Below are 7,435 nucleotides of genomic sequence, written 5' to 3'. Positions count from 1 at the left end.
GCTCCGACCGGGCGGGTCGCTCGGACCGGGCGGGTCGCTCCGACCGTGCGCCCAGGTCCGACCCGGCGCGTCGGTCCGCCCGGACCGGTCAGTCCGCGAGGCCGACCACCAGCCAGATCCCGGCCACCCCGCCCACCGTGCACATGAGCGTGGACAGCGCGGGGTGCTTGTGGTGCGCCTCGGGAAGGATCTCGGCGGCGGCCAGGTACAGCAGGACGCCTCCGAAGAAGCCCAGGTACGCCCCGAGCGGTTCCTCCGGAAGGGTGAACAGCAGAGTGGACGCGGCGCCCACGACGGGGGCCGCGGCGTCCGCGAACAGCATCATCAGCGCCTTGCGGCGGGCGTTCCCGTACAGCCGGGTGAGGGTGTACGTGTTGAACCCGTCGGCGAAGTCGTGGGTGATCACGGCCAGTGCCACGGCCACGCCCATCCCGCCGCCGACCTGGAACGCCGCGCCGAGGGCCACTCCGTCCGCGACGCTGTGGCCGACCATGGCGGCGGCCGCCGTCAGGCCGACCTGCGGGACCCGGCCGCCGTGGTCCTCATGGGCCTCGTGGGCGCCGCCGTGCGCGTGCCCGTGGCCGGCTCCGTGCGCGTGTCCCCCCGCGGCCCCGCCCGCCGCCCCGCCCCCGTCCCCGTTGCTGCCTCCGTGGGAGGCCTGGCGGACCGCCAGCAGACGTTCCACGCAGTGCGCGACGAGGAACCCGCCGACGAAGAGCAGCAGGGCGAGCGGGACGCCGAAGACCTCATCACCGGCGGCGCGCATGGCCTCCGGGAGCAGGTCGAGGCCCACGACGCCGAGCATCAGCCCGCCGGCCAGGCCCAGCACGAGGTGGCGGCGGTCGGTGACGCGCTGCGCCGTCCATCCGCCCGCCAGGGTCATCAGGAACGCGCCCAACGCCACGATCACGGCCATGTGCCCCTGCATACCGACTGGCGGCCGCCCGCGCACTTCCGCGCGCGGGTGGCGGAGCACGGACGGTTGACGCATCCGGTGACGACCGAGCACACGAACACGATGACGACCACGATGACGGCCACGACCGCCATGACGACCGAGAACGACTGAGAACGGGTGAACCTGGTGGGCGAGTACGCGACGCAGCTGGTGGTCGGGGTCGGCGGCCGGGCGGGGGTGTCCGTGGCGGAGGTCTGCGCCCTGGTGGAGGAGACCCTGCACGGCGCCGGGCTGTCGGCGGAGGCGGTGACGGCCCTGGCCACGGTGGAGGCCAAGGCGGTGGAGGCGGGGATCGCGGGTGCGGCGGAACGTTTCGGCGTGCCGCTGCTGAGCTACTCCGCCGATCTGCTGGCCGCCATCGCGGTCCCGCACCCCTCCGACGCGGCGCGCGACGCCACCGGCACCCCGTCGGTGGCGGAGGCCGCCGCGCTCGCCGGGGGCGGGGAACTCCTCGTACCCAAGCGGCGGTCGGTGGCGGCGACCTGTGCGGTCGCGACGGCCCACGCGCACGACCTGCGCCACCACGGGGACGCGGAGGTCGCGGACTCGGGCGCGAAGCTGGTCGATCTGGCGGTGAACGTACGGTCGCACACGCCTCCGCAGTGGCTGAAGGAGCGGATCGCGGCTTCGCTCGACGTCCTGTCCGCGTACCCCGACGGCCGGGCGGCCCGCGCGGCGGTGGCCCTGCGCCACGGACTGCCGGTCGAACGGGTGCTGCTGACGGCGGGGGCCGCGGAGGCCTTCGTACTGATCGCGCGGGCGCTGGGCGCCACCCGGCCGGTGGTGGTGCATCCGCAGTTCACCGAGCCGGAGGCGGCCCTGCGCGACGCGGGCCACCAGGTGGAACGGGTGGTGCTGCGCGCGGCGGACGGCTTCCGCCTGGACCCGGCGGCCGTACCGCAGGAGGCCGACCTCGTGGTGGTCGGGAACCCGACCAACCCGACCTCGGTGCTGCACCCGGCGGCCGCGCTGGCCGCGCTGGCCCGGCCCGGGCGCATCCTGGTCGTCGACGAGGCGTTCATGGACGCGGTCCCGGGCGAACGGGAGGCGCTGGCCGGGCGGACGGACATACCGGGCCTGGTGGTGCTGCGGAGCCTGACCAAGACCTGGGGGCTGGCCGGGCTGCGCATCGGCTACGTGCTGGCCGAACCGCAGGTGATCGCGAAGCTGTCGGCGGCGCAGCCGCTGTGGCCGGTGTCCACGCCGGCCCTGGTGGCGGCGGAGGCGTGCGTGGCCCCGGCGGCGCTGGCCGAGGCGGAGGCCGCGGCCCGGCAGATCGCGGTGGACCGGGAGCACCTCCTCGCCGGGCTCGCGGAGTTCGAGGAGATCTCCGTGGCGGGTACGGCGGCGGGGCCGTTCGTGCTGATCCGGGTGGAGGGCGCGGCGGAGATCCGCACGCGCCTGCGCGCGCTGGGCTTCGCCGTCCGCCGCGGTGACACCTTCCCGGGGCTGGACCGCTCCTGGCTGCGCCTCGCGGTCCGCGACCGGGCCACGACCGGCCGCCTCCTCCAGGCCCTCGACCTGGCCCTCGCCGCCCGCTGACCCGGTGGCCCGGCGCGGCCCGCCGACCGGCAGGCCCGCCGACGGGGCCCCGGCCCGGCCGGTTCCCCGCGCCGCTCCGCACCGGGCCGCATCACCCGAACGGCCCTGATCCGTACGGATGGGCATGGCGGGGCCCACAGCGCTGCGCGAGGATCGCCACAGGCAGTGGTGACCGGTGCGACAGCGGGGGTCCGGGGATGAAGAAGTTCAGCAGGACGGCCAGGACGGTGGCGGCCGCGGCCGGTCTGGCCCTCGTGGGCGGTGCGGCGTACGGCCTGCCCCGGCTCACCATCGGCGGGGAGGACGGCGCGGCCGCCGAACAGCACCTGCGGGCGAAACCGGGACCCGCGCCGAGCCCGAGCCCGAGCCCGAGCGCCACGGCGGCCCCGACCGCCACCACCACCGGGAAGCCGTTCACGCTCGTCGGGACCGGCGACATCATCCCGTACCCGTCCATAATCCAGCGGGCCGCCGCCGACTCCGCGGAGCAGGGCGGCCACGACTTCCGGAAGATCCTGGCCGGGGTCAAACCGATCGTCTCCGCCGCCGACCTGGCCGTGTGCCACCACGAGATACCGTACGGCCGGCCCGGCGGCCCCTACACCGGATATCCCCTCTTCAAGGCCCCGCACCAACTGGCCGACGCCCTCGCGGACGCCGGGTACGACAGTTGCTCCACCGCCTCGAACCACACCCTGGACGACGGGTACGAGGGCCTCGTCCGCGTCCTGGACAACCTCGACCGCGTCGGCGTCCGCCACGTGGGCTCGGCCCGCAGCGCCGAGGAGGCGAAGGCCCCGGCGCTGCTCGAAGCCGGCGGGGCCAAGGTCGCCCAGCTGGACTACACGTACGGGACGAACGGCATCCCGCTCCCCTCCGGCAAGCCCTGGGCCGTGAACCTGATCGACCCGGACCGGATCGTCGCCGACGCCCGCGCCGCGCGGGCGGCCGGCGCGAACGTCGTCGTCCTCAGCGTCCACTGGGGCTCCGAGTGGCAGACGGCGCCCGACCAGCAGCAGTTGGACCTGGCCCGCGCGCTGACCGCCTCGCGCGGCACGGACGGCCTCCCCGACATCGACCTGATCCTCGGCACGCACAACCACGTGCCGCAGCCCTACGAGAAGATCAACGGCACCTGGGTGGTCTACGGCATGGGCGACCAGGTGGCCAGCTTCTACGAGGCCGACAAGGCCCGGGGCAACATGTCCTCGATCCCCCGCTTCACCTTCGCCCCGGCGGCCGGCCGTCCGGGCCGGTGGGAGGTGGTGAAGGCCGAGTACCTCACCCAGTACTCGGACATGCGGCCGCCGTTCCGCGTCGTCTGCACCTCGTGCGAGGCACCGGACACCACCGGTTCCTCCGGGGACGGCGCGTACGCCGCCGTCGACCGGGAGGTCACGAAGGCCGTGATGTCGCGCGGCGCCGGGGAGCAGGGCCTGACGCGCGCCACGCGCTGACGGACGCCCCGCGCCCCCGGGTTACGAGGCCCTGCCGCGCCGGGTCACCACCAGCGCGGCCCCGCCGAAGCCGAGCAGGATCAGCGCGCCGCCCGTGACGTACGGGGTGAGCGAACCGCCGCCGGTCTCCGCGAGGTTGGCCTGGGTGCCGGAGGTCTCCGAGGTCCCCGTCTGAACCTTGACGTCGGGCTTCGCCGAGGGGCTGGGGGCGGGGCCGGCCGGGGACTCGCAGCGGGCTTCGGCGAGCACGATCTCGCCCTCCACCTCCGCGACGTTCAGGTGGAGCGGGTTGACCGACACCTTGAGCCGCAGCGCGGTCGCGGCGGCCGTGGACGAGGTGGTCTCGGTGGCGGAGAGCTCCAGGCTGACCCGTCCGACCTCCGGCACGTCGATCCCGGTGGGTCCGCCCGCCGAGAGGGTGACCTTCTTGCCGAGGGCCGTCACGGTGCCGAGCACGTTGGAGGTGGCGACCGGCTTCTCGCCCGCCGCGCAGACGGCCTTGGAAGTGACCTTCTCCACCTCGATCAGGGACAGGTCCGGCAGGCCCGGAACGTGCACCTTCGCCTTGGCGAGGTTCACCTCCGCCTCGGCGCGGTTCTTGTCGGCGGTGGCCTTGGAGGTGGCGACGTCGGCGCGCAGGACGCTCACCGGCTGCCCGCCCTCGACCCCGTCGAGGGTGACGGTCAGGGCCGTCTTGGCCGCGTCCGCCGGGGCGCTGACCTCGTTGAGGGTCGCCTTCAGCGGGATGTGCACGGTCTTGTTGAGCAGGCCCACGTCCAGTCCGGTGCGCAGGACGACGGCGCCGGCCTTGCCCTCGCCCGGGTGGGAACCGGTGGCGGAGGCGGGCGGAGCGGCGAGCAGGGCAACCGCTCCCGTGGCGAAGAGCGCGGCCACGGGCATGCGGAAGGTGTTGCTGTTCAAGTTGGTGGAACCCCCAGGGAGATGGGAGCCGTCGCGCCGCCAATGGGGGACATTGCGCGCGCCGACGGCCTCGACCCCGGAATCTTTACGCACTGAGAGTGAACGGGTGCCAACCCGGCGTGAGTTCACCCCAAAGGGTGGTTTCCATGCATAGGTTCGAATTAATCCGCCTCTTCCGGAACGGGAGTTCCCTCCCGCCGCAGACATTGCGGACAGCACTCCCCCGGCAGGGCGTTCACAACGACCGGGCGGCCGCCGACGTCACGCCCCGTCAACCCGGTGCTCAGGCCACCACATTGCCGTTCACCACCACCCGCGAGGGCTGCGCCAGCGCCCGTACGTCGGCCCGCGGATCGGTCGCGTAGACCACCAGGTCGGCCGGCGCCCCCTCGGTCAGCCCCGGCCTGCCGAGCCATTCGCGCGCCGCCCACGCCGTGGCCGACAGCGCCTCCAGTGGCGGGATGCCGGCCTTGACAAGCTCGCCGACCTCGGCGGCGACCAGGCCGTGCGGCAGGGAACCGCCCGCGTCGGTACCGACGTAGACCCCGATGCCCGCGTCGTAGGCGGCCCGGACGGTGTCGTAGCGCCGCTCGTGCAGCCTGCGCATGTGCGCCGACCAGCCGGGGAACTTGGCCTCCCCGCCGGCCGCCATCTTCGGGAAGGTCGCGATGTTCACGAGGGTGGGGACGATCGCGACCCCGCGCTCGGCGAACAGCGGGATGGTCTCCTCCGTGAGTCCGGTGGCGTGCTCCACGCAGTCGATGCCCGCCTCGACCAGGTCGCGCAGGGAGTCCTCGGCGAAGCAGTGCGCGGTGACCCGGGCGCCGAGGCGGTGCGCCTCCGCGATGGCGGCCTCCACCTCGGCGCGCGGCCAGCAGGCGGTCAGGTCGCCGACCTCGCGGTCGATCCAGTCGCCGACCAGCTTGACCCAGCCGTCCCCGCGCCGCGCCTCCCGTGCCACGTACGCGACGAGGTCCTCGGGCTCGATCTCGTGGGCGAAGTTGCGGATGTAGCGGCGGGTACGGGCGATGTGCCGGCCGGCCCGGATGATCTTCGGGAGGTCCTCGCGGTCGTCGATCCAGTGGGTGTCCGACGGCGAACCGGCGTCGCGGATGAGGAGGGTGCCGGCGTCGCGGTCGGTCAGGGCCTGCCGTTCGGCGGTGCCCGCGTCCACGGGACCGTGGGCGTCGAGTCCCACGTGGCAGTGCGCGTCGACCAGTCCGGGCAGGACCCAGCCCGCGACCTCCGTGGTCTCCACGGGCCCGCTCGGGCGCTCGTAGGAGACCCGGCCGCCGATCACCCAGAGCTCGTCGCGCACCTCCTCGGGTCCGACCAGCACCCGCCCCTTCACATGCAGCACACCGCTGTCGTCGCTCATGGCGGCACTGTACGTGCGCGCCCGGCAGCGGGTCTCGGGAAGGCGGGGCGCGCGGACGTGCCCCGCTCCCCCGGAACCGCTTAGGCTCTCCAGGTCGGTCCGGACGATTCCGGACGAGCCCGGACGAAGAGAGCAGCACGTGAACCACCCCCTCCTGGACCTTCCACCCCTCACCGCCGCGCGGTTCGCGTCGATCGAGCGGGGGGTGGCGGAGCTGCTCGGGACCCGGGCGGACGTGGTGATCACGCAGGGCGAGGCGCTGCTGCCGCTGGAGGGATGCATCCGCTCGGGCGCGCGCCCCGGCTCCACGGCGCTGAACGTCGTCACCGGCCCGTACGGGACCACGTTCGGCAACTGGCTGCGCGACTGCGGGGCGAGCGTGGTGGACCTGGAGGTCCCCTTCGACACCGCCGTCACCGGTGCTCAGGTCGCCGCCGCCCTGGACGCGCACCCGGAGATCGACTTCGTCTCGCTGGTCCACGCGGAGGCGGCCACCGGGAACACCAACCCGGTGGCGGAGATCGGCGAGGCCGTACGGGCCCACGGGGCGCTGTTCATGCTCGACGCGGTGGCCTCGGTGGGCGCGGAGCCGCTGCTGCCGGACGAGTGGGGCGTGGACCTGTGCGTGATCGGCGCGCAGAAGGCGATGGGCGGCCCGGCGGGCGTCTCGGCCGTGTCGGTGTCCGACCGGGCCTGGGCCCGCTTCGCCGCGAACTCCTCGGCGCCCCGCCGCTCGTACCTCTCGCTGCTCGACTGGAAGGAGCGCTGGATCGACGGCGGTCGGGCGGCGCTGCCGCACGCGCCGGCGCAGCTGGAGATGCTGGCGCTGGAGGCCTGCCTGGACCGGATCGCGGCCGAGGGCCTGCCCGCGGTGACGGCCCGCCACGCGGCCGCGGCGGCGGCGACCCGCGCGGGTGCGGCGGCGCTGGGCATCGCCCCGTACGTCGGTCTCGACGCGGCGGCCGCTCCGGTGGCCACGACGCTCCGGGTCCCGGAGGCCTCCCTGGTGGTGGCCGAGGCCCTGGCGGCCGATCCCGGTGCCCCGCTGGCGGCGGGCGGCGGTGCCCTGGCCCGGGAGATGGTCCGGGTCAACCACTACGGAACGGCGGCCTCCCCGGAGACGGTCGACGCCTGCCTGACGGCCCTCGCGTCGGCCCTCTCGCTGCCCCCGGCCGGGGC

General features: G+C 74.7%; 7 protein-coding genes. 4 read left to right on the top strand and 3 right to left on the bottom strand.

What is annotated here, in order from left to right:
• Window positions 1-88 precede the first annotated feature (88 nt).
• On the bottom strand, window positions 89-916 hold the full coding sequence (locus ACWGDE_RS33490; protein ID WP_453392819.1) for a ZIP family metal transporter: 828 nt from the start codon (window positions 914-916) through the stop codon (window positions 89-91).
• Between ACWGDE_RS33490 and ACWGDE_RS33485 the strand changes: the two genes are divergently transcribed.
• The 3 genes from ACWGDE_RS33485 to ACWGDE_RS33475 all read left to right on the top strand — a co-directional run bounded on the left by ACWGDE_RS33485 (window position 917) and on the right by ACWGDE_RS33475 (window position 3,957).
• Window positions 917-1,069, top strand: coding sequence for a hypothetical protein (locus ACWGDE_RS33485; RefSeq protein ID WP_453392818.1), 153 nt, complete (start codon window positions 917-919; stop codon window positions 1,067-1,069).
• Window positions 1,070-1,075: 6 nt separating this feature from the next.
• Complete coding sequence (gene cobC / locus ACWGDE_RS33480) at window positions 1,076-2,500, top strand: Rv2231c family pyridoxal phosphate-dependent protein CobC (protein ID WP_453392817.1); 1,425 nt, start codon at window positions 1,076-1,078, stop codon at window positions 2,498-2,500.
• 197 nt (window positions 2,501-2,697) lie between these two features.
• Window positions 2,698-3,957: a CapA family protein gene (locus ACWGDE_RS33475; RefSeq protein WP_453392816.1), complete on the top strand. Its 1,260-nt coding sequence runs from the start codon at window positions 2,698-2,700 to the stop codon at window positions 3,955-3,957.
• A gap of 21 nt (window positions 3,958-3,978) precedes the next feature.
• On the opposite strand, the gene ACWGDE_RS33470 is transcribed toward ACWGDE_RS33475, so the two are convergent.
• Both ACWGDE_RS33470 and ACWGDE_RS33465 read right to left on the bottom strand, forming a co-directional pair.
• Complete coding sequence (locus ACWGDE_RS33470; protein ID WP_453392815.1) at window positions 3,979-4,878, bottom strand: SCO1860 family LAETG-anchored protein; 900 nt, start codon at window positions 4,876-4,878, stop codon at window positions 3,979-3,981.
• 283 nt (window positions 4,879-5,161) lie between these two features.
• Window positions 5,162-6,256 carry an amidohydrolase family protein gene (locus tag ACWGDE_RS33465; protein WP_453392814.1) on the bottom strand — a complete coding sequence of 365 codons (1,095 nt, stop codon included), beginning with the start codon at window positions 6,254-6,256 and terminating at the stop codon, window positions 5,162-5,164.
• Between the two features lie 139 nt (window positions 6,257-6,395).
• On the opposite strand from ACWGDE_RS33465, the gene ACWGDE_RS33460 reads away from it, so the two are divergent.
• Window positions 6,396-7,435 (top strand): pyridoxal-phosphate-dependent aminotransferase family protein (locus tag ACWGDE_RS33460; RefSeq protein WP_453392813.1); only part of this gene is annotated, 1,040 nt, incomplete at its 3' end.

The organism is Streptomyces sp. NPDC054956, assembly GCF_053609185.1.
Note: the sequence above shows the minus strand (reverse complement) of the source record. Positions and strands in the feature narration are given on the sequence as shown.

Bases quoted from the DNA above. Each gene is read 5' to 3' on its own strand.
- ACWGDE_RS33490 (WP_453392819.1), bottom strand. From the start codon at position 916: ATGGCCGTGATCGTGGCGTTGGGCGCGTTCCTGATGACCCTGGCGGGC.
- ACWGDE_RS33475 (WP_453392816.1), top strand. From the start codon at position 2,698: ATGAAGAAGTTCAGCAGGACGGCCAGGACGGTGGCGGCCGCGGCCGGT.
- ACWGDE_RS33465 (WP_453392814.1), bottom strand. From the start codon at position 6,256: ATGAGCGACGACAGCGGTGTGCTGCATGTGAAGGGGCGGGTGCTGGTC.